General features: G+C 72.5%; 18 protein-coding genes and 2 tRNA genes. 13 read left to right on the top strand and 7 right to left on the bottom strand.

The features are described from left to right. Window positions 1-13 precede the first annotated feature (13 nt). Complete coding sequence (locus HA073_RS22330) at window positions 14-256, bottom strand: mycoredoxin (RefSeq protein WP_043328458.1); 243 nt, start codon at window positions 254-256, stop codon at window positions 14-16. A gap of 91 nt (window positions 257-347) precedes the next feature. On the opposite strand from HA073_RS22330, the gene HA073_RS22325 reads away from it, so the two are divergent. The 3 genes from HA073_RS22325 (at window position 348) to HA073_RS22315 (ending at window position 3,352) form a co-directional block, all read left to right on the top strand. Beyond that, window positions 348-2,471 carry an ATP-dependent DNA helicase UvrD2 gene (locus HA073_RS22325; protein WP_166457207.1) on the top strand — a complete coding sequence of 708 codons (2,124 nt, stop codon included), beginning with the start codon at window positions 348-350 and terminating at the stop codon, window positions 2,469-2,471. 129 nt (window positions 2,472-2,600) lie between these two features. Beyond that, complete coding sequence (locus HA073_RS22320; protein ID WP_082931090.1) at window positions 2,601-2,855, top strand: hypothetical protein; 255 nt, start codon at window positions 2,601-2,603, stop codon at window positions 2,853-2,855. A gap of 131 nt (window positions 2,856-2,986) precedes the next feature. After that, a complete protein-coding gene (locus HA073_RS22315; RefSeq protein WP_030503670.1) occupies window positions 2,987-3,352 on the top strand; it encodes a WhiB family transcriptional regulator in 366 nt (121 codons plus the stop codon). 317 nt (window positions 3,353-3,669) lie between these two features. Here the strand turns inward: HA073_RS22315 and HA073_RS22310 are convergent, their stop codons facing one another. The 3 genes from HA073_RS22310 to HA073_RS30740 all read right to left on the bottom strand — a co-directional run bounded on the left by HA073_RS22310 (window position 3,670) and on the right by HA073_RS30740 (window position 6,476). Continuing rightward, complete coding sequence (locus HA073_RS22310) at window positions 3,670-5,016, bottom strand: AarF/ABC1/UbiB kinase family protein (RefSeq protein ID WP_030503671.1); 1,347 nt, start codon at window positions 5,014-5,016, stop codon at window positions 3,670-3,672. A 10-nt stretch (window positions 5,017-5,026) separates the two neighbouring features. Next, window positions 5,027-6,139 carry a TOMM precursor leader peptide-binding protein gene (locus HA073_RS22305; RefSeq protein ID WP_146074852.1) on the bottom strand — a complete coding sequence of 371 codons (1,113 nt, stop codon included), beginning with the start codon at window positions 6,137-6,139 and terminating at the stop codon, window positions 5,027-5,029. 169 nt (window positions 6,140-6,308) lie between these two features. Beyond that, entirely contained in the window at window positions 6,309-6,476 is a 168-nt protein-coding gene (locus HA073_RS30740) for a DUF5679 domain-containing protein (RefSeq protein WP_007464795.1), read from the bottom strand. A 471-nt stretch (window positions 6,477-6,947) separates the two neighbouring features. On the opposite strand from HA073_RS30740, the gene HA073_RS22295 reads away from it, so the two are divergent. Together HA073_RS22295 and HA073_RS22290 are read left to right on the top strand one after the other, a co-directional pair. Continuing rightward, window positions 6,948-7,469, top strand: a complete 522-nt coding sequence (locus tag HA073_RS22295) for a M48 family metallopeptidase (RefSeq protein WP_043328464.1) — start codon at window positions 6,948-6,950, stop codon at window positions 7,467-7,469. A gap of 107 nt (window positions 7,470-7,576) precedes the next feature. After that, window positions 7,577-8,185 carry a hypothetical protein gene (locus HA073_RS22290; RefSeq protein ID WP_166457206.1) on the top strand — a complete coding sequence of 203 codons (609 nt, stop codon included), beginning with the start codon at window positions 7,577-7,579 and terminating at the stop codon, window positions 8,183-8,185. Window positions 8,186-8,360: 175 nt separating this feature from the next. Here the strand turns inward: HA073_RS22290 and HA073_RS22285 are convergent, their stop codons facing one another. Continuing rightward, window positions 8,361-9,632 (bottom strand): zinc-dependent metalloprotease, encoded by a 1,272-nt coding sequence (locus HA073_RS22285; protein WP_082931089.1) that lies wholly within the window; start codon window positions 9,630-9,632, stop codon window positions 8,361-8,363. A 115-nt stretch (window positions 9,633-9,747) separates the two neighbouring features. Here HA073_RS22285 and HA073_RS22280 point away from each other — a divergent pair, with 115 nt between their 5' ends. The 7 genes from HA073_RS22280 to HA073_RS22250 all read left to right on the top strand — a co-directional run bounded on the left by HA073_RS22280 (window position 9,748) and on the right by HA073_RS22250 (window position 16,153). After that, complete coding sequence (locus HA073_RS22280; protein WP_205798149.1) at window positions 9,748-10,761, top strand: PDZ domain-containing protein; 1,014 nt, start codon at window positions 9,748-9,750, stop codon at window positions 10,759-10,761. A 127-nt stretch (window positions 10,762-10,888) separates the two neighbouring features. Then, window positions 10,889-13,885, top strand: a complete 2,997-nt coding sequence (locus tag HA073_RS22275) for a UPF0182 family protein (RefSeq protein ID WP_205798147.1) — start codon at window positions 10,889-10,891, stop codon at window positions 13,883-13,885. Between the two features lie 148 nt (window positions 13,886-14,033). Continuing rightward, complete coding sequence (locus HA073_RS22270; protein WP_043328470.1) at window positions 14,034-14,543, top strand: RNA polymerase sigma factor; 510 nt, start codon at window positions 14,034-14,036, stop codon at window positions 14,541-14,543. Continuing rightward, a complete protein-coding gene (locus HA073_RS22265) occupies window positions 14,533-15,462 on the top strand; it encodes a hypothetical protein (RefSeq protein WP_166457204.1) in 930 nt (309 codons plus the stop codon). Before HA073_RS22270 ends, HA073_RS22265 begins: the two co-directional genes overlap by 11 nt. A 50-nt stretch (window positions 15,463-15,512) precedes the next feature. Then, window positions 15,513-15,586, top strand: a tRNA-Met gene (locus HA073_RS22260). A 136-nt stretch (window positions 15,587-15,722) separates the two neighbouring features. Beyond that, window positions 15,723-15,796 (top strand) — tRNA-Met (locus HA073_RS22255). A 108-nt stretch (window positions 15,797-15,904) separates the two neighbouring features. Beyond that, window positions 15,905-16,153, top strand: a complete 249-nt coding sequence (locus tag HA073_RS22250; RefSeq protein WP_043328474.1) for a hypothetical protein — start codon at window positions 15,905-15,907, stop codon at window positions 16,151-16,153. A gap of 115 nt (window positions 16,154-16,268) precedes the next feature. On the opposite strand, the gene HA073_RS22245 is transcribed toward HA073_RS22250, so the two are convergent. Continuing rightward, complete coding sequence (locus HA073_RS22245; protein ID WP_166457203.1) at window positions 16,269-17,594, bottom strand: ABC transporter substrate-binding protein; 1,326 nt, start codon at window positions 17,592-17,594, stop codon at window positions 16,269-16,271. Between the two features lie 124 nt (window positions 17,595-17,718). On the opposite strand from HA073_RS22245, the gene HA073_RS22240 reads away from it, so the two are divergent. After that, window positions 17,719-18,552: a phosphoribosylaminoimidazolesuccinocarboxamide synthase gene (locus tag HA073_RS22240; RefSeq protein ID WP_043328477.1), complete on the top strand. Its 834-nt coding sequence runs from the start codon at window positions 17,719-17,721 to the stop codon at window positions 18,550-18,552. 3 nt (window positions 18,553-18,555) lie between these two features. Here HA073_RS22240 and glpK read toward each other — a convergent pair whose 3' ends face one another. Then, window positions 18,556-20,040, bottom strand: coding sequence for a glycerol kinase GlpK (gene glpK / locus HA073_RS22235; protein ID WP_210871750.1), 1,485 nt, complete (start codon window positions 20,038-20,040; stop codon window positions 18,556-18,558). Between the last annotated feature and the right edge of the window lie 33 nt (window positions 20,041-20,073).

Here is a 20,073-nt window from a genome sequence, read left to right as displayed (position 1 = left end):
GTGTCGCGGAAGATCAGCCGGGCAGCGCGGCCAGGTGCTGCTTGACCTGGTTGATCGAGGGGTTGGTCAGGGCGCTGCCGTCGGCGAAGCGCAGCGTCGGGACGGTCTGGTTGCCGCCGTTGACGCTCATCACGAAGTCCGCGGCCGCGGGGTCCTGCTCGATGTCGACCACCTCGTACGCGATGCCCTCCCGGTCGAGCTGCGACTTCAGCCGGTGGCAGTAGCCGCACCACGGGGTGGAATACATCGTCAGCATGGTCTGGTCCTCCAAGGGGTGGCTCGCGCCCGGTCCGATCAGGCCAGGCTAACCGCTGCAACGTCACACGATGCTGGGATGATTCCCTGCTGTGGGCGTTCACTCAGGTGCGGAACGGGTGCTGGCCGGGCTAGATCCGGAGCAGCGGTCCGCGGTGACCGCCCCGGCCGGGCCGGTCTGCATCCTGGCCGGCGCCGGCACCGGCAAGACGCGGGCGGTGACGTCGCGGATCGCGTACCGGGCGCTGACCGGCGACATCGCCGGCCGGCACGTGCTGGCGGTCACGTTCACCGCCCGCGCCGCGGCCGAGATGCGCAGCCGCCTCACCGTGCTCGGCGTGCAGGGGGTGCAGGCGCGCACGTTCCACGCGGCGGCGCTGCGGCAGGTCCGCTACTTCGCGCCCCGGCTGCTGGCCGGGCGGGCCATGCCGGAGCTGCTGGACAGCAAGGTGCGGGTGGTCACGCTCGCCGCCGCCAAGGTCGGGCTGCGCGCCGACCGGGCCGCCGCGCGCGACCTCGCCGCCGAGATCGAATGGGCCAAGTCGTCGCTGGTCGAGCCCGGGGAATACGTCGTCGCCGCGGCCAAGGCGCTGCGCGAGACGCCGTACGAGCCGGCCCGGGTGGCCGACGTGTTCGACGCGTACGAGCGGCTCAAGCGCGGCAACGGGGTGATCGACTTCGAGGACATGCTGCGCGCCGCGGTCTGGGGCATCGAGGAGCACCCGGACGTCGCCGAGCAGGTGCGCAACCAGTACCGGCACTTCGTGGTCGACGAGTACCAGGACGTCAACCCGCTCCAGCAGCGGCTGCTGGAGGCGTGGCTGGGTGGCCGGGACGACCTGACAGTGGTCGGCGACGCCAGTCAGACGATCTACTCGTTCACCGGCGCGACCTCGTCGTACCTGGTCGACTTCCCCCGGCTGCACCGGGGCGCGACAGTGGTCCGGCTGGTCCGCGACTACCGCTCCACCCCGCAGGTGGTCGGGCTGGCCAACGCGGTGATCTCCCAGGCGCGGGGCACCGAGGCGCGGCTGCGGCTGGAGCTGCACGGCCAGCGCCGGCCCGGTCCGGAGCCGGAACTGCGGATCTTCACCGACGAGCCGGCCGAGGCGAACGCGGTCGCCGCCCGCTGCCGGGCGCTGGTCGCGGGCGGCACCCCGGCGCGGGAGATCGCTGTGCTGTTCCGCACCAACGCGCAGTCCGAGGCGTACGAGAAGGCGCTCTCCGAGGCCGGCGTGCCGTACGTGCTCCAGGGCGCGGAGCGGTTCTTCGAACGGCCCGAGGTGCGCCAGGCGATGATCGCGCTGCGCGCCGCCACCCGGTCGGCGTCCGTCGACACGCCGCTGCCGGCCGCCGTGGTCGAAGGGCTCTCGGCGGTCGGCTGGGCGCCCGACGCGCCCCCGCCCGGCGGCGCCGCGCGCGAGCGGTGGGAGGCGCTCGCCGCGCTGGTCCAGCTCGCCGAGGAGTACGCCGCCGACGCCGAGGCGGAGCCGGGGCTGACCGGGTTCACCGAGGAACTGGCCCGGCGGGCCGCCCAGCAGCACGTGCCCACCGTCGAGGGGGTCACGCTCGCGTCGCTGCACTCGGCGAAGGGGCTGGAGTGGGACGCGGTGTTCCTGGTCGGGCTGGCCGAGGGCACGCTGCCCACCACGTACGCGAAGACCATGGAGCAGGTCGAGGAGGAACGGCGGCTGCTCTACGTCGGGATCACCCGGGCCCGGGAGTGGCTCTGGCTGTCGTACGCCACGGCGCGCTCGCCGGGTGGGCGGCCCCGGCGGCCGTCGCGGTTCCTGCCGCAGCTCGACCGCTCCGGCGGCGGCGAGCGGGCCGGCGGCGGCGGACCGGCGCGGCGGGCCGAGCGGCGCCGGCCGCAGGTGGTCTCGTGCCGGATCTGCGGCGCGACGCTGCTCGCCGGCGCGGACCGCAAACTGGGCCGCTGCCCGACCTGCCCGTCTGACATCGACGAGGAGCTGTACGAGCGGCTGCGCGATTGGCGGCAGCGGGTCGCGGGAGCGCAGAAGGTGCCGGCGTACGTGGTCTTCACCGACGCCACGCTCACCGCGCTGGCCGAACGGAAGCCCGGTCGCACCGAGGAACTGGTGGCGATCGCCGGGATCGGGCCCCGAAAAGTCGGGCTTTACGGTGATACGGTCCTCGCCCTGGTGGCGGGCGCCACGGTGGACGAGGTCTGCTCACAGAAAACTTCTGAAAACTAGCCGTAAATCGTTTGCCCTCGCCCGAGGGCGAGGAATAGCCTCATGACACACCTCGCGAGCGGCGCTGTTCTGGCTGCTCAACGGGGATGAGTCCACGGTCGGCACGAGGAGAGTAGGGAGGTGGCAGCAGTGAAGATCTTCAACTATGAGCGTCTCGCGGCGATGCCGTCTGCCGTCGCTCCGCTGTCGGCTGTCCGGGTGGCCCTCGCCGCTCGACCGTCGGCTCCGCAGGTGCACCAGGTCCAGGTTCAGGCCGAGCTGAACCTGACCGTTGCGCCGATCGCCGGAGTCGAGGGGACCAGTGGCTTCGCGGGCAAGGGCATCGATGGCGCCAAGAAGCGCACGGATGTCCGCGGCGTTCCACCTCGAGGTAGACCGGTCTGATCCATCAGACGCCGGCTCACCTCGAGGCCGCGGAACCCGCATACCGGGATCCGCGGCCTCAGTTTTTTGTCCCGCCGAAGTACGTCGGAATGCGATCCACGAGATCGAAGTGAGAGAGAGGTGACCGGAGGATGAGTCTGGCGTTGGCCCCCCTCGACGTGAGCGTCGACGTGGAGGCGAACCTGCCCTGCCGGAAGTTCGACCCCGACCTGTGGTTCTCCGACTCGCCCGCCGAGCTCGAGCTGGCCAAGTCGCTCTGCGGGGACTGCCCGCTGCGCGTCGAGTGCCTGGCCGGGGCGGTCGAGCGAGCCGAGCCCTGGGGCGTCTGGGGCGGCGAGATCTTCGAGCGTGGCGCGGTCGTTCCGCGCAAGCGGCCCCGTGGCCGTCCGCGCAAGGAGGACCTCGCCCGCGACGCGCAGCTCCGGGTCGAGGCGGAGGCGCGACTGGCGGCCAGCGGGCTGTCCGAGTCGCGTAGCGCCGTCCGGCTGGCAGCCTGACACACCTACGTTCCAAGACCGACCGATGCCGGTGTCCCTCCACCGGCCGACCTGAGAGAGAAATTCTGATGCTGAACCTGCCGAACGGATTCGAGATGCAACTACTCCACGAAGCGTTGTCCAGGGCCCGAATGCGCCGGCCTCAGGCCGGTCGCACCACCACGAGCACTGAGGCAACCCGTTCCGCCCGTACCGTCGCCATGCGGAGTCGCAGCCAGTCGGCCCGCGACCTGGGCGTCCTGTAGAACGATCGCGTGAGGAAGGGGCGGTGACCTGCTGGTCACCGCCCCTTCGCCTGCTCCGTGCCCAGCCGGTGCTCAGGGCACCGGCGCGAAGCCGGGCAGCCAGCGTTCCAGGATCGACCGGTAGGACGCCTTCGCCTCCAGCTGGCAGAGCACGCCGATCGAACCCAGCGTGACCCGATGGATCATCAGATACGACGGGGGCAGGTTGAGCTGGCGGCTGAGCTGGTACGCGGGGGAGCGGGGACTGGCCAGCCGGGTCGCCTCGGCGCGCAGCCAGGCCCGGGTGAAGCGGAACTCGTCGGCCGCGATCGGCTCCAGCATCGGACGCAGGAAGTCGAGCACCGCCGGGGCGTCGATCGACTCGGTGCGGCTGACGAAGCCCTCGGCACGCAGCCCCTCCACCACGGCGTCGGCGTCGCCGTTCAGCGCGAGCGCCGCGATCCGGCCGATCGGCTCCGGCGTGCCCTGCGGCATCCGGGCCACCGCGCCGAAGTCGATCACGCCGAGCCGCCCGTCCGGCAGCAGCCGGAAGTTGCCCGGGTGCGGGTCGGCGTGCAGCAACCCGGCCCGCTCCGGCGCGGAGAGGTGCAGCTCGGCCATCAGCCGGCCGGCCTCGTCGCGCTGCTCCTCGGTGCCCTCCCGGATGATCTGGGACAGCGGGATGCCCTCGACCCACTCGGTGATCAGCACCCGGGGCGCGGCGTCGAGCACCTCCGGGATGAAGATGTCCGGGTCGTCGGCGTACGCGGCGGCGAACGCCCGCTGCGACTCCGCCTCCAGCTCGTAGTCCAGTTCCTCGGTGATGCGCTCGCGCAGTTCGGCCAGGAGCGGCTTCACGTCCAGCCCCGGCTGGATCGCCCGGAACATGCCGCCGAGCCGGGAGAGCTGCTTGAGGTCGGCGAGCAGGGCGTCACCTGCGCCCGGGTACTGGATCTTCACGGCCACGTCCCGGTGCTGCGGGCCGCCGTTCGGGCCGTACCCGGGGTCGCGCCAGAGGGCGCGGTGCACCTGGCCGATGCTGGCCGCCGCGGCCGGGGTGTCGTTGAACTCGACGAACCGGTCGCGCCAGTCCGGGCCGAGCTGCTCGGCGAGCACCTTGTGCACCGTCGCCGCCGGCAGCGGCGGGGCGGCCTCCTGGAGCTTGGTGAGCGCCTGCCGGTAGGGTGCGGCCACCTCCTCGGGCAGCGCCGCCTCGAACACCGACAGGGCCTGGCCGAACTTCATCGCCCCGCCCTTGAGCTGCCCGAGCACGCTGAACAGCTGCTCGGCGGTGCGCTGCTGGATCTCGGCGGAGATGACGTCGGACGCGAGCCCGGTCACCCGCTTGCCCATGCCGAGGACGGTTCGACCGGCGAATCCGAGCGGCAGGGCGGCGAGTTTGGCGGTGCGGGACACGGCCCGGCGCGGGATGTCGGTCACCCGGCCATTGTTACCGACTCGGGGCCCTCGCTGCTGCCGTGCGGCCGGGAGCGGCCGGGGCCGACCGGATCGGGCGACGCCGGCAGCAGCCACAGGAGGGGTGCGGCGGCCACCGTCGGTGACGCACCCGGCCCGGGGCTGCGACCTCCACCGCGCCGCCGAGCGTCTCCGGGTGGCCGCCGTCGAGCTGGGCCAGCGCCTCGGCCGTGGCGAACGCGGCGGCGGCGAGCCGGGTGGTGGCGGCGCAGGCCCGCTCGCCCCGGTCGGCGGCGAGCTGGGCGGCGAGCGCCGGCCAGTCCGGGTCCCGGTCGCCGCGGTGCAGGTCGAGGCAGCGCAGGCACGGACCGACGGGTGGGCGGACCAGCGGGCCGATCACGGGTACGCCGCCGCGCAGGTCGAGCAGCAGGTGGGGCTGGCGTCGGCGGGCGTACCCGGTGGCCAGCAGCTCGGCCGGCCGGTCCACGCCGAGCTGCACCACCAGGTCCGGCCGGGCCGCCCGGATCGGGGTCGTGGCAGTGCCCGGCGCGCACCGCTCCAGCGCCGCGCGTACCGCCGGGCCCAGCGGCCGGCCCAGCTCCGCGGCGGTCAGGCCGGTGCCGACCAGGTCGCCGGCGCCGACCGGGCCGGCCAGATCGGGTACGACGTGCCCGACGCCGGCCTGGGCCAGCGCGACGGCGACCGCCGCGCCGAGTCGTCCCGTGCCGGTGACCAGCACCCGGGCGGACCGGCGGCGGCGCAGCAGCCGGGCCGGTGTGCCGGGCAGGTCGGGGCAGGTAAGCGCCAGCGCGGCGGCCTCGGCTGCCAACCGGGTCCGGGCCGCGCCGGCGAGGTCACGGGGGAACAGGGCCTGCGCGGGCACCACCAGGCCGGCGTCGCGGAGCGTGTCGAGCAGCGCGCGTGCCTCGTCGGGCGGCACCCGGGCGGCGCCGGCCTCGGCCAGCACGGCGCGCTCGCTGCGGGTGCCGTCGAGCAGGTCGAGCAGGCGGGCCGTGCCCGGCGAGGACATCTCCAGCAGCACCGCCCGGCCGGGCAGCTCACCGAGTTGGAGCGTGTGGCGGTCGCGCCAGAGCCGGGTCAGGCCGGGCAGCAGGATCGGACGGACGAGCGGTGTCGGATCGGTCACGCCACCGATAGTGACCGTCTCCAAGCGCTCCGTCGTTCGTTGTCCACAGGTGCGGCGAGCCGTGGCCAGCCTTGTCCACAGGATCTCGCCGGTTTTCCACAACTGGCGGGTAACTGTGTCGGTTACCCGACGGGGAGGGCGGCCGAGGGCCGCCCTCCCCGTGGAGCGGTCAGACCTTGGCCTTGCCCAGGATGCGGTTCACTGTTGTGCCGCACACCGGGCACTTGCCCTTGGCCATGTTCATGCCGGTCTTCGAGACCTCCACGTGCCCCTCGAAGTCCCGCTTCTCCTTGCACTTGACGCAGTAACCGTTGTAGGTCTGGGCCTGGTCGGCCACGGTAGCCTCCTCGTCTCGTCCGCCGGAGGTTGTCCCGGCGGTCTCCCTGCGGCCGAACGTGACGTCGGCGCCGGGGGGTTCTCCGCGATCAGTCACCTGACCGTGGTTGGCGGACCCTACCCAGGTCTGGGCGGTTCCATGTCAGCTGTACGCCGACTCTGTGAGCTAGTCGACGTCGAGAGTGTGCATGCCGAGTTACGTCGGATAAGTCAGTTTCGCGCGGACACGCCGGGTAAAAGCGCCCAGATCCCCTTCGTGTGCCCCTGACGCCGGTCACTCACCGTAGATCACTTAACGTTGCAGAGGGTCGGTTGGTGATGGTCATCTACCAGCGCAAAGAATTTTTTCTGGACTCCTGACAATCAACCGCCATTTTCCGGGCGCGTGTCGTCGTGTTGACTCTTGCGGAGTCCTGGTCAGTACGCATTAGCTTTCCATCGTGACAGTCAACCGAGGCTGCGCGGGCCGGTAATGGCCGTGACGCGGAAGCCCGTCGTCGAGGTACGGCGCAGTCAGCGCCGGCGGCGCACGGTGTCCGCGTACCGGGACGGGGAGCGCGTCGTCGTGCTGATCCCCGACCAGTTCTCCCGGGCCGAGGAGAGCGAGTGGGTCGACCGGATGCTGGCCCGGCTCGCCGCCCGCGAGGGCCGGCTCGCCCGCTCGGACGCCGAACTGCTCGCCCGCGCCCGCCGCCTGATCGACAGTTACCTTCCCGAGTACGGCTCGGCCGCCGTGCCCGCGAGCGTGCGCTGGGTGACCAACCAGAACGGCCGCTGGGGCTCCTGCACCCCCGCCGACCGCACCATCCGGATCTCGCACCGGATCCAGGACATGCCCGACTGGGTGATCGACTACGTCCTCCTGCACGAGCTGACGCACCTCATCGTGCCCAGTCACAACGCCGAGTTCTGGGCGCTGGTCGCCCGGTACCCGCGCTCGGAGCGGGCGCGCGGCTACCTGGAGGGCGTGGCCGCCACCGCCGCCATCCCCTGACCGCGCCCCCGCCCGCGCGCGGTTGATCATGAGGTTGGCCTGGTGATCCGTCCGTTTCGTCACCGTCAACTTCATGATCGCGTGTGGGGTGGGGTTAAGGTCGGCGGGTGTCCCGACGTGTGGTGGTGGCGTTGCTCGGCCCGGTGACCTGGACGCCGCCCGGAATCGAGCCGGCGCGATGGCGTACCGCCCTCGCCGAGGACGTGGTCGACCTGCTCGCCACGCTGAACGAGGTGGAGACCGCCGTCGCGGTCACCGCACCGGACCGCTGGCTGGCCGACGCCGTGGTCTGGCCCGGCACCCCGGTGTACGAGGTGCCGGAGCCGACGCCGAACGCGGTGTTCGCGACGCTCGCCGCTGCGGGCTACGACCAGGTGGCAGTGGTGGCGGCGGACGCGCCGGACGTGCCGGGGCTGACGCTCGGCAAGCTGCTGCGGCCGCTGACCACCCGGCCGGTGGCGGTGGCCCCGGTCGAGGGAGGCGGAACCGGGCTGCTGGGAGTGGCTGCTCGACTGCCCGTACCGGCGTGGTTGCCGGCGCTGGACCTGGACACGACCGCGCCGGCCGAGGTGCGCCGGGCCGCGCCGAGCCCGGGGGACGTGGCGGTCACCGCCGGCTGGCGCCGGATGCGCGGTCCCGCCGACCTGGCCGCGCTCGACCCGGCCGTCGAGGGCTGGGAGGCCACCCGGGCCCTGCTGTCCGGCCGCCCCGTCTGACCCCTGTCCCTACTGCCTCGCCGCGCATCCGGCCACTCCGCGCATCCGGCCACTCCGCCGATCTTGGAGTTGTGGTGCCTGACAGACGTCGCTACTCGGGCATCCTGGGCGCCACAACTCCAAGATCGACGGGCCGGGCCGGGCCGGGCCGGGGCGGGCCGGGGGGTGTACTGCGTCAGCGCTTGTCGTCGTCCTCGCCGGGGGACTTCTCCTCCGGGGCGCCCGGCGCGGAGAAGTCGAAGTTCGCCAGCTCGTCGTCGAGATCGGTGCTGGTCGTGGCGAACGCCTCCGGCGCGGCGAAGTCGTCGTCGGAGGGCAGCAGGTCCGGGTGGCCCCAGATCGCGTCCCGGCCGGCGATGCCGCGGTGCTCGGTCAGCGCCGCCCACAGCACAGTGGCCTCGCGCAGCCGGCGGGGCCGCAGTTCGAGACCGACGAGCGCGGCGAACGTCTGCTCGGCCGGGCCACCCGCGGCGCGGCGGCGGCGGAACGCCTCGCCGAGGCGTACGACGTTGGGGAGGCGGTCACCGGCGGCGCTGTCGACGACGTGGCAGACCCAGCCCTCGACCAGGGCGAGTACGGTCTCCAGCCGGGCCAGCGACGCCTTCTGCGCGGGAGTGTCCTCGGGCGTGAAGATGCCCTCCAGCGCGATCGCCTGCATCGACTCCGGGTCGGTCGGGTCGACCCGGCCCATCGCCTCCTCGATCGCCTCCCGGTTGACCCGGATGCCCGCGGCGTAGTTCTCCACCGCCGTCAGCACGTGCCCGCGCAGCCACGGCACGTGCTGGAACAGCCGCTGGTGGGCGGCCTCGCGCAGGGCCACGTAGAGGCGTACCTCGTCCTCGGGCAGCTCCAGGCCCTCGCCGTACGCCTTGATGTTGGCGGGGACGAGCGCGGCGGTGCCGGCGGGGCCGAGCGGCAGGCCGATGTCGCCGGCGGAGAGCACCTCGGCGGCGAGCGAGCCGAGTGCCTGGCCGAGCTGGCCGCCGAAGAGCGCGCCGCCGAGCGTGGCGACCATCGACTGCATCGGGCCGAGCTGGGCGCGGGCCTCCGGCGGCACCAGGTCGCCCATCGCGCCGACCATCCGGCTGGCGACCGGGTCGCAGAGCTTGCGCCACACGTCGAGCGTCTTGAAGATCCACTCGTTGCGGTTCCAGGCGACCGAGGTGCGGATGCCGGAGGGCCACGAGGTCGCCGGCTCGAGCCAGAGGTCGGCGATGCGCAGCGCCTCCTCGACCGCGTTGCGTTCGAACGGCGACACCGCCGGGTCGCCGGCGGCGGCGAGCTGGCTGGCGGCTACCTGCCGGGCGAGGTCCCAGTTGACCGGCCCGCTGCCCGGCGCCGAGAGCAGGTGCTGCAACTGCGACATGAACTGCTGCATCGCCGCGGGATCGTTGGGGTCCGGTGGTTGACCACCCGGGAGCGCGAAACCGAACGGAATATCAGGCACGACGTCTACGGTACGCGGGCCCCGCCGCAGGTCGTGCCACTCGGCGTTGCGCTGAGGGCGAAGTCCTCGGGTCACCGCGCCGGGCGGCGGGGCGCGGATCGGTACGCTCTGGCGCATGAGACGTCGCGGCGTGACCGTCCTGCTCGGTGCCCTGCTCACCGCACTGCTCAGCGTCGGTGTGCTGAGCGTGCCGCTGCCGTACGTGGTGCTCGGCCCGGGTCCGACGGTGAACACGCTGGGCAGCGAGGACGGCAAGGAGGTCATCCAGGTGACCGGCCGCGCGACGTCGACGTCCGCCGGTCAGCTCCGGCTCACCACGGTCGGCGTGCAGCCGACGGTGCGGCTCCGGTCGGCGCTGGCCGGATGGTTCTCCTCGGACGAGGCGGTGGTGCCGCGCGAGCTGGTCTACCCGCCGGGGCAGTCGCAGGAGGAGGTCGAGAAGCGCAACGCGGAGGACTTCCAGAACTCGCAGACCAGCGCCGAGACGGCGGCCCTGCGTGAGCTGGGCTACCCGATCAAGGTGCTGGTCAAGGCGGTCACGGCGGGCGGGCCGTCGGCCGACGTGCTGCGCCCCGACGACGTGCTCACCTCGGTCGACGGGGTGCCGGTGACGAGCGCGGCCAAGCTGACCGAGCTGATCCGGTCGAAGCCGGCCGGCACCGCGCTGCGGATCGGCTACACCCGCGGCGACACCCCCGGCACGGCCACGGTGACCAGCCAGGAGCAGGACGGCCGACCGCGGATCGGCGTGGAGATCGACCAGCAGCAGCCGCACCCGTTCACCCTCAAGATCGACCTGGGGGACATCGGCGGGCCGAGCGCCGGGCTGATGTTCTCGCTCGGCATCATCGACAAGCTGGAGCCGGCCGACCTGACCGGCGGCAAGATCATCGCCGGTACCGGCACCATCGACGACGAGGGCCGCGTCGGCCCGATCGGCGGTATCGCGCAGAAGCTCGTCGGCGCCAAGGAGGCCGGCGCGAACGCGTTCCTGGTGCCCGCCGACAACTGCGCCGAGGCCGTCCGCAACCCGCAGCCGGGCCTGCCGATGCTGAAGGTCGCCACGCTGGACGAGGCATTGAAGGCACTCGAGGCGCTGCGTACCGGGGGGCAGCCGACGCGCTGCTGAACCGGCCGGGACCACGACTGCTGTGCCGATCGTGACGTGACCTTGACCCGACGTGCTCAGGATGACCCCGTACTCTTGGTGCCTGGTCGGAGCCGATCACATCGAGCGTGCGGAGCCAACAGTGGTCATGCGTAGCAGTCCCTTGCCGAGGATGAGCCGACGCGGACGCGTCACCATCGGTGTCCTGATCGGGGTGTTCGTCTTGTTCACCCTGCTCGGCTGGGGCGTCAACGCATGGACGGACTGGCTCTGGTTCAACGAGGTCCGCTACACCCAGGTCTTCACCGGCGTGCTCGCCACCCGGCTGCTGCTGTTCCTGGTGGTCGGCGTCGGCATGGCGCTGATCGTGGCCGGCAACCTCTGGCTCGCCTACCGGCTGCGACCCCGGATGCGCCCGCACTCGGCCGAGCAGGCCACGCTGGAGCGCTACCGGATGCTCCTGAGCCCTCGCCTCGGCACCTGGATCGCGCTCGCCGCCGCCGTCGTCGGGCTGTTCGCCGGCCTGTCCGCGCAGAGCCGGTGGAGCCAGTGGCTGCTGTTCCGCAACGGCGGCGACTTCGGCGTGAAGGACCCCGAGTTCGGCATCGACGTCGGCTTCTACGTCTTCCAGCTCCCGTTCTGGCGCTACCTGCTCGGCGTCGGCTTCACCGCCGTCGTGCTGTCCCTGCTCGGCGCGCTCGCCGTGCACTACATCTTCGGCGGGGTGCGGCTGCAGGGCGTCGGCGACCGGATGACGAACGCCGCCCGCGCCCACCTCAGCTCGCTGGTCGCGTTCTTCGTGCTGCTCAAGGCCGTCGCGTACGTGCTGGACCGGCGGGCCATGCTGCTGGAGTACAACGACAGCGCCAAGCTCTACGGCGCCGGCTACGCCGACGTCAACGCGCTGCTGCCGGCGAAGGAGATCCTCGCCTGGATCTCCGTCCTGGTGGCGCTGGCGATCATCGTGTTCTCCAACGCGGTCATGCGGAACCTGGTCTGGCCGGGCATCTCGCTCGCCCTGCTCGGCGTCTCCGCGGTCGCGATCGGCGGCATCTACCCGTGGGCCGTGCAGACGTTCGAGGTCAAGCCGAGCGCCCGGGACAAGGAAGCGCCGTACATCGAACGCAGCATCAAGGCCACCCGCACCGCGTTCGGCCTCGAAGGCACGAAGACCACACCGTACGCGGCGAGCAACCTCGTTCCACCCGCCAGCCTGGCCACCGACACCTCGGTGGTGCAGAACATCCGGCTGCTCGACCCGCAGCTGGTCTCCGAGACGTACACCCAGCTCCAGCAGGTACGTGGCTTCTACGACTTCGGCTCGAAGCTGGACATCGACAGGTACTCGGTCAAGGACAAGACCTCCGACTACGTGGTCGGCGTCCGTGAGATCAACTACGGCGAGCTGACCGACCAGCAGAGCAACTGGATCAACCGCCACACCGTCTACACCCACGGGTACGGCCTGGTGGCCGCCCCGGCGAACCAGGTGGTCTGCGGCGGTCAGCCGTACTTCGTCTCCGGCTTCCTGGGTGAGAAGGCGCAGGAGGCGTGTTCCTCGCCGGCTGAGGAGATCCCGGCCCAGCAGCCGCGGATCTACTACGGCGAGCGGATGGAGCCCGGGGACTACGCGATCGTCGGCCAGAACGGCGACCGCAACGTCGAGTTCGACCGGCCCACCTCCACCGGTGGCGAGCAGTACTACACGTACAGCGGCGAGGGTGGCGTCAAGATCGGTTCGTTCCCGCGCCGCCTGCTCTACTCGATCAAGGAGCAGGAGCCGAACTTCCTGCTCTCCGAGGCGGTCAACGAGAACTCGAAGCTGCTCTACGTGCGCAACCCGCGTGACCGGGTGGAGAAGGTCGCCCCGTTCCTCACGCTCGACGGCGACCCGTACCCGGCGGTCGTGAACGGCCGGGTCCTGTGGATCATCGACGGCTACACCACGGCGGCGACCTACCCGTACGCCGAGCGGGTCAACCTCCAGGCGGAGACCGCCGACGAGCTGACCGGCCGGGGCACGTTCCAGCTCGCCCGGGAGAACGTCAACTACATCCGCAACTCGGTGAAGGCGACTGTCGACGCCTACGACGGCACGGTCAAGCTCTACTCGTACGACGACACCGACCCGGTGCTCAAGGCGTGGAACAAGGCGTTCGGCGGTGACCTGGTGCTACCCAAGGGCGACATCCCGGCCGAGCTGGCCGAGCACTTCCGCTACCCGGCGGACATGTTCAAGGTGCAGCGCAACCTGCTCACCAAGTTCCACGTCACCGACCCCGGCGACTTCTACTCCGGCCAGGACTTCTGGCAGGTGCCGAACGTGCCGGACGCGCCGGACAGCGGGCAGAAGCAGCCGCCGTACTACCTCTTCACCCAGTTCCCCGGGCAGGAGGGGCCACGCTTCCAGCTGACCTCCGCGGTCACCCCGAACGGGCGGCAGAACCTCGCCGCGCTGGTCTCCGGCTCGTACGTCGACGGCAAGCCACAACTGGAGGTGCTGGAGCTGCCGGACCAGACCCGGATCTCCGGGCCGACGCAGGTGCACCAGCAGATGACGAACAACGGCGACATCCGGCAGCAGCTCAACCTGCTCTCCTCGAACCAGGCCCAGGTGCAGTACGGCAACCTGCTCTCGCTGCCGTTCGCCGACGGCATGCTCTACGTCGAGCCGGTCTACGTGAAGAGCAGCAACCAGGACGCGTACCCGCTGCTGCAGAAGGTGCTGCTCTCCTACGGTGACGGCGGCTCGTACGTGGTGCTCGCCAACAACCTCAACGACGGCATCAAGCAGCTCGTCGAACAGGGCAAGCGGGCGCCGAACAACAACCCGCCGCCGAGCACCGACGACAACGAGACGCCGACGCCGACGCCGACGCCGACCGGGGGTGACAACAACACCCCGCCGGCGACCGGCGAACTGGCCCAGGCGGCGGCCCGGGTGCAGACCGCGATCAGCGAGGTCAAGGCCGCGCAGGCGTCCGGCGACTTCGAGCGGTACGGGCGCGCGCTGAAGGCGCTGGACGAGGCGATGAGCGCGTTCCAGCAGGCACAGTCCGCGGCCGGCGGCTCGGGCAACCCGGCGCCGTCGGGCAGCCCCTCACCGCCGGCGCCCACGTCGCCCGCGCCCACGCCGAGCGGCTGACGCCGAGCCGACACCACGAGCCCGTGGTCCGGGACCGCAACGGTCACCCGGACCCGGGCTCGTGTCGTCTTCCGGACTCCCCGCCCGCAACCCCGGACCGCACTGCGCCGTCAACAGTGCAGGTGGACGTGTGGGGGCGGGAGGGCACATGCGGGACGCGAACAGCTTCGACGACTTCTACCGCAGCACGTCGGGGCGGGCCATCCGGTACGGATACGCGGTGGCCGGCGACCCGGCCGAGGCCCAGGACCTCGTGCAGGAGGCGTACGCGCGGGCCTGGCGGCAGTGGGCGAAGCTCGCCGCCCATCCCGCTCCGGAGGCGTGGCTGCGGCTGGTGATCAGCCGGCTGGCGGCCGACCGGTTCCGGCGGCTGCGCGGGTGGCGCCTCGCGGCCAGCCGCACCGGGCCGCCGCCCGACGTCGGGCCGCCGGGCGAGGACACCGTGCTGCTGGTCGGGGCGCTGCGGCAGCTTCCGCCCCGGCACCGGCAGGCGCTCGCCCTGCACTACCTGTTCGACCTGCCGGTGGAGGAGATCGCCCGGGAGGCCGGGGTTCCCGCCGGCACTGTGAAGTCCTGGCTGTCCCGGGGACGGGCTCGGCTGGCCGAGCTGTTGCCCGGCGTCGCCGCCGAGGAGCTGGAGGTCAACGATGTCGCCTGAACTGCACCGCTACTACCGGTCCCTCGCCGCCGACACGGACGAGCGGGTGCTGCCGGCGCCGGACCGGCTGCGCCGCAGCGCCGACCGCTGGGCCCGCCGCCGGGCCGCGCTGACCGTCCTGGCCGCCGCCGGGCTGGTCGCGGGCACGGTGGCCGGCAGCCAGCTGGTGCTCGCCGCCGGGCCGGGCCCCGACCCGGCTCCACCGCCCGCGGGTACGCCCACCCCGCGGCCGTCGTCCGTCGCGCCTTCGGTCGCGCCGTCGTCGCCGCCCCCGCCGTCGCCGTCCGTCGGCCGTACCCCCGCCTCGCGGAGCCCGGCCGTGACCACCACGCCGCCGGCCGCGGCGACCCCGACCACGATCCCGGACCGGGCGTTCTTCGTGCTGCCGGCCGCGAACGACGCCGGTACCGGTAACTACTTCGGCCCGGGGCCGGTGCTGCCGGTGCTCTGCGGCGCGAGCCCCGGCGACGAGCGGGTGGTGGCGCGGCGGGCCCGGTCGCTGCCGTACCGGCGGGCCGGGGCCTCGGCCGACGAGGTGCCGTCGGGCAACTACCGGCACAGCATCACGATCTACCGGTCCGGCGGCGCCGGCGCCGCGTTGGCCGAGCTGCGCGCCGCGGTGCGGGCCTGCCCCGAGCAGCCCGCCCGGGGTACGCCGCCGGTGACGGTGCGGCAGCGTCTGCTGCCCGACAGCGGGTACGGCGACGAGTCGGTGCTGTTCGAGACGCGGACGCCGTACCGGGACGCGAACGGCGATCCGAGCGGCGGCGACGAGGTGCACCTGATTCGGGCGGTCCGCGTCGGTGACGTGGTGTCGCTGCTGTGGGAGCAGGGCTGGGAGAGCACCTCGACCGAGCGCGCCCAGTTCGACGCGGACAGCCGCCGGGCGGTCGAGGCGGTCCGGCGGTGGCTGGACTGAGTACCCGTTTTGCGCCTCCCCGGGTCGGTGCGCTACGGTTGTCGAGCCGACGCGGGGTGGAGCAGCTCGGTAGCTCGCTGGGCTCATAACCCAGAGGTCGCAGGTTCAAATCCTGTCCCCGCTACTCGTGACGAAGGGCCCCGGAGTTCTCTCCGGGGCCCTTCGCCGTTTCCGCCTGCCGCCGGTCCGCGCGGGCCGGCGGCAGGATCGGGGACCCGGCTGATCTCCGGGATCGGAGTGCGATAAGCTTTACGAGCCGACGCGGGGTGGAGCAGCTCGGTAGCTCGCTGGGCTCATAACCCAGAGGTCGCAGGTTCAAATCCTGTCCCCGCTACTCGTGACGAAGGGCCTCGGAATTCTTTCCGGGGTCCTTCGCCGTGTCCGGCGACATCCGCCCTCATCCGCCGTGCCCCGGTTGCGGGTCTCGGCGAGGATGGGGGGCATGTCTGCATGGAACAAGTGGTGGGGCCGCCTGGGCGCGGTCCTCGGTACGGTCGTGCTCTCGGTGTTCGTGCCGGTCGCGGCCTGGGCGTCGTCGGGCACCGGCGAGATCGTGGTGGAGGCGGCGCGCCGGCGCGGTCGCGGCGGGTTCGGCTTCCTCGGCCTGCTCTGCTGCCTCGTGGTGGTCGGCGGCATCGTGCTGCTGGTGCTGCTGCTCACACGCGGACGCCGCAACCGCCCTCCGCGCTGACCCCCGGGCCCGCCCGCCCCGGCTGATCATGAAGTTGGCGGTGCGCCGCGTCCGATTTGTCGCCGCCAACCTCATGATCGCCGGGCAGGGCGGTCGGTCGGGCGCGGCGGGCGGGTCAGCTCGCCAGGGCGGCGTTGGCCTGGGCCATGAAGCGCGAGGTGGCGGTGCGGGCGCCGGAGCGCTTGCCGCGGATGCTCTCGGCCGCGTCGATCAGCAGGGTGCGGACCTTGGCGTGTCCCTTGGGCGGCGGCGCGGGTGACGGACCGGCCAGCCCGTCCAGTTCGGCGCCGAGCGCGGCCATGCGCTTCTCGGACCGGTCGGTCAGCTCGCCGGCGACGAACGAGCGCACCTGCTTGCTGGCGTTGAGGCCGCGCTCCACGCCGAGGAGCCGGCCGGCCGCCACGTTCGTGGTCAGGAAGTCGATCACGTTCGCCACCACCTCCGGGTGGCGGGTGCCCTGGAAGCCGGCCCAGTACATCGACGCCCGGGGCCACTGGGCGGCGGGCGTGCCCGGAAAGGCCACCGCCGCCAGCTCGTCGTCGGTCAGGCGTTGCAGCTCCGGCAACTGGTGCGACCAGGCGAACGAGGCCGCGGTGTGCCCGGTGACCACGAGCTGGCGGGCCAGCTCGCCGCTGTCCGCCTGCTCGACCAGCGCGGCGCTCGGGGTGGCCCGGCCGAAGCGGGCCACCTCCCAGAACTCGAACCAGTCGAGCAGCTCGGCCGAGCTGAAACCGAGCTGCCGCCCCCGGTACATCTCGCTGCCCTGGCCGCGCAGCCACAGCCAGAGCGCCCGGTAGTCGCCGGAGGCGTCCATGGTGCCGGCCACCCGGTTGCCGGAGGCGCGGGTCACGCGGGCGGCCCAGGCGACGTATTCCTTCCAGGACATCCCGGTGCGCGGCTCGGGCTGGCCCAGCCGGCGCAGCAGCGCGCGGTTGAACACCAGCGCCGCGCTGGTCTGCGCGGCCGCCACGCCCACGGTCCGCTCGTCCACCTGGCCGTAGCGGGCCAGCTGCGCCGGCACCTCGCGCAGGTCGATCCGCCCGTCGGCGGCGTACGGGCTGAGGTCGAGCAGGATGTCCCGGCCGGCGTACTCGGCGAGCAGCGTGTCGTCGATCTGGAACAGGTCCGGCGGGTTGCCGCCGGTGGCCTGGGTGGCCAGCCGGTCGTAGTAGCCGCTCAACCCCTGCCAGGTGACCCGGAAGCTGACCCGGGGGTTCTGCTGCGAGTACAGGCGCAGCGCCTGCTCGGTGGCCGCCGCCCGCCGGTCGCCGCCCCACCAGAACACCGACAGCTCGACCGGGCCGTCGTCGACGGCCGCCTCCTCCGGGCTGCACCCGGCCAGTGCCGGCAGCCCGCCGCCGAGCAGCGGCAGCCCGGCGAGCGCGCCGAGAAGCCGTCGCCGGTCCAGGCCGGGACGGGGTACGGACTGCGCAGCGGGCACGGATCTCTCTCCGAACGTCGGTGGACGGATCATTTCACCGGCCCCTACGGCGGGGTGTCAACGCCGGGCGGGACCTCCGGTGGGCGCGCCGGGCGGCCCCCGCCGGTCATGGTGTACTAGCGCCGTGGAACTTCTGCATTCGGGCAAGGTCCGGGACGTCTACGCCGACGGCGAGGACCTGATCCTGGTCGCCACCGACCGCGTCTCCATCTACGACGTGGTGCTGCCGACCCCGATCCCGGACAAGGGCCGCCTGCTCACCGCGCTGTCGCTGTGGTGGTTCGAGCAGCTGTCCGACCTGGTGCCGAACCACGTGATCTCGGCGACGGACGTGCCGGCGGAGTTCGCCGGCCGGGCGATCCGCTGCCGCCGGCTGGACATGGTGCCGGTCGAGTGCGTGGCCCGGGGCTACCTGACCGGCGGCGGCTTCGCCGAGTACCAGCGCACCGGCTCGGTCTCCGGGGTGCCGCTGCCGCGCGGCCTGGTCGAGGCGTCGATCCTGCCCGAGCCGATCTTCACGCCGTCGACGAAGGCGCCGAAGGGCGAGCACGACGAGCCGATCACGTACGAGCAGGTGGTCGACAAGGTCGGCCCGGAGGTCGCGGAGCGGCTGCGGCAGATCACCATCGACGTCTACCGGCGCGGCGCGGAGATCGCCGCCGAGCGGGGCATCCTGATCGCGGACACGAAGCTGGAGCTGGGCTGGGCGGCGGACGGCACGCTGGTTCTCGGCGACGAGGTGCTCACCTCCGACTCGTCCCGGTTCTGGCCGGCCGAGTCGTACCAGCCGGGCCGCGCCCAGTTCTCCTACGACAAGCAGTACGTGCGGGACTGGGCCACATCCAGCGGCTGGGACAAGCAGCCGCCCGCACCGGAGGTGCCGGCCGAGGTGATCGAGGCGACCCGGGCCCGCTACGTCGAGGTGTACGAGAAACTCACCGGCAACCGCTGGGACTGACGCTCACTCGGCCCAGTCGAGCGTGCGCTGGACCGCCTTGTGCCACTGACGCAGCTCACGCTCCCGGTGCGCCGGGTCCATCGTCGACTCCCACTGCGCGTCCGAACGCCACTTCTCGCGCAGCGTGGCCAGGTCCGGCCAGAACCCGACGGCCAGGCCGGCGGCGTACGCGGCGCCGAGGCACGTCGTCTCGGTGATCCGGGACCGTACGACCGGCACGGCCAGCACATCGGCGAGGAACTGCATGAGCAGCTCGTTGCCGGTCATCCCGCCGTCGACCCGCAGCCGGCGCAGAGCCACGTCGGAGTCGGCGTTCATCGCGTCGACCACCTCGCGGGTCTGGAACGCGGACGCCTCCAGCACCGCGCGGGCCAGATGCCCCTTGGTGATGTAGCCGGTCAGCCCGGCGATCACGCCCCGGGCGTCGCTGCGCCAGTGCGGGGCGAACAGGCCGGAGAAGGCCGGCACCACGTAGCAGCCGCCGTTGTCGTCGACGGTGCGGGCCAGCTCCTCGACCTGCGGGGCGGAGGAGATCAGGCCGAGGTTGTCGCGCAGCCACTGCACCAGCGAGCCGGTGACCGCGATGGCACCCTCCAGCGCGTACACGGCGGGCTGGCCCTCGATCCGGTACGCCACGGTGGTGAGCAGGCCGTGCCGCGACGGCACCGGGCTGGCCCCGGTGTTGAGCAGCAGGAAGCTGCCGGTGCCGTAGGTGCACTTGGCCTCGCCGGGCTGGAAGCAGGTCTGCCCGAACAACGCGGCCTGCTGGTCGCCGAGCGCGCTCGCCACCGGCACCCCGGCCAGCACCCCCTGGGCGGTGCCGTACACCTCGGCCGAGCTGCGGATCTCGGGCAGCACGGCGGCCGGGACGCGCAGCGCGTCGAGCAGCTCCGGGTCCCAGTCGAGCGTCTCCAGGTCCATCAGCATGGTGCGGCTGGCGTTCGTCACGTCGGTGACGTGCCGGCCGGTCAGCTTCCAGATCAGCCAGCTGTCCATGGTGCCGAACAGCACCTCGCCGCGCTCGGCCCGCTCGCGCAGCCCGTCGACGTGGTCGAGCAGCCAGCGCAGCTTCGGCCCGGCGAAGTAGGTGGCCGGGGTCAGGCCGGTGCGGGCCCGCAGCCGCTCCTGGTCGTACGTCTCGGTCAGCTCCCGCAGCAGCGGGCCGGTGCGGGTGTCCTGCCAGACGATCGCGTTCGCCACCGGGCGGCCGGTCTCCCGGTCCCACACCACAGTGGTCTCCCGCTGGTTGGTGATGCCCACCGCGGCCAGCGACTCGGTGCCGATGTCGGCGCTGGCCAGCGCCTCGCGGACCACGTGCTCGACGTTCGTCCAGATCTCCTCGGCGTCGTGTTCCACCCAGCCGGGCCGGGGGAAGATCTGCCGGTGCTCGCGCTGGGCCACGGCGACGATCTCGCCGGCCCGGTCGAAGACGATGCAGCGCGACGACGTGGTGCCCTGGTCGATGGCGGCGACGAACTCTGCGGTCACGGCAGCACCGTACCCGCCGCGAGTGTCCACCGT

Origin of the sequence: Micromonospora sp. CMU55-4, assembly GCF_011602315.1 — a bacterium.
In the GTDB taxonomy this organism is placed as follows: Bacteria; Actinomycetota; Actinomycetes; order Mycobacteriales; family Micromonosporaceae; genus Micromonospora; species Micromonospora chalcea.
The sequence above is the reverse complement of the archived record's forward strand: the minus strand, read 5'-3'. Positions and strand labels throughout refer to the sequence as shown.

Coding starts and splice junctions, on each gene's coding strand:
- HA073_RS22295 (WP_043328464.1), top strand. CDS start 6,948: ATGGCCGTGACGCGGAAGCCCGTCGTCGAGGTACGGCGCAGTCAGCGC.
- HA073_RS22280 (WP_205798149.1), top strand. CDS start 9,748: ATGAGACGTCGCGGCGTGACCGTCCTGCTCGGTGCCCTGCTCACCGCA.
- HA073_RS22250 (WP_043328474.1), top strand. CDS start 15,905: ATGTCTGCATGGAACAAGTGGTGGGGCCGCCTGGGCGCGGTCCTCGGT.
- HA073_RS22315 (WP_030503670.1), top strand. CDS start 2,987: ATGAGTCTGGCGTTGGCCCCCCTCGACGTGAGCGTCGACGTGGAGGCG.
- HA073_RS22265 (WP_166457204.1), top strand. CDS start 14,533: ATGTCGCCTGAACTGCACCGCTACTACCGGTCCCTCGCCGCCGACACG.
- HA073_RS22275 (WP_205798147.1), top strand. CDS start 10,889: ATGCGTAGCAGTCCCTTGCCGAGGATGAGCCGACGCGGACGCGTCACC.
- HA073_RS22330 (WP_043328458.1), bottom strand. CDS start 256: ATGCTGACGATGTATTCCACCCCGTGGTGCGGCTACTGCCACCGGCTG.
- HA073_RS22270 (WP_043328470.1), top strand. CDS start 14,034: ATGCGGGACGCGAACAGCTTCGACGACTTCTACCGCAGCACGTCGGGG.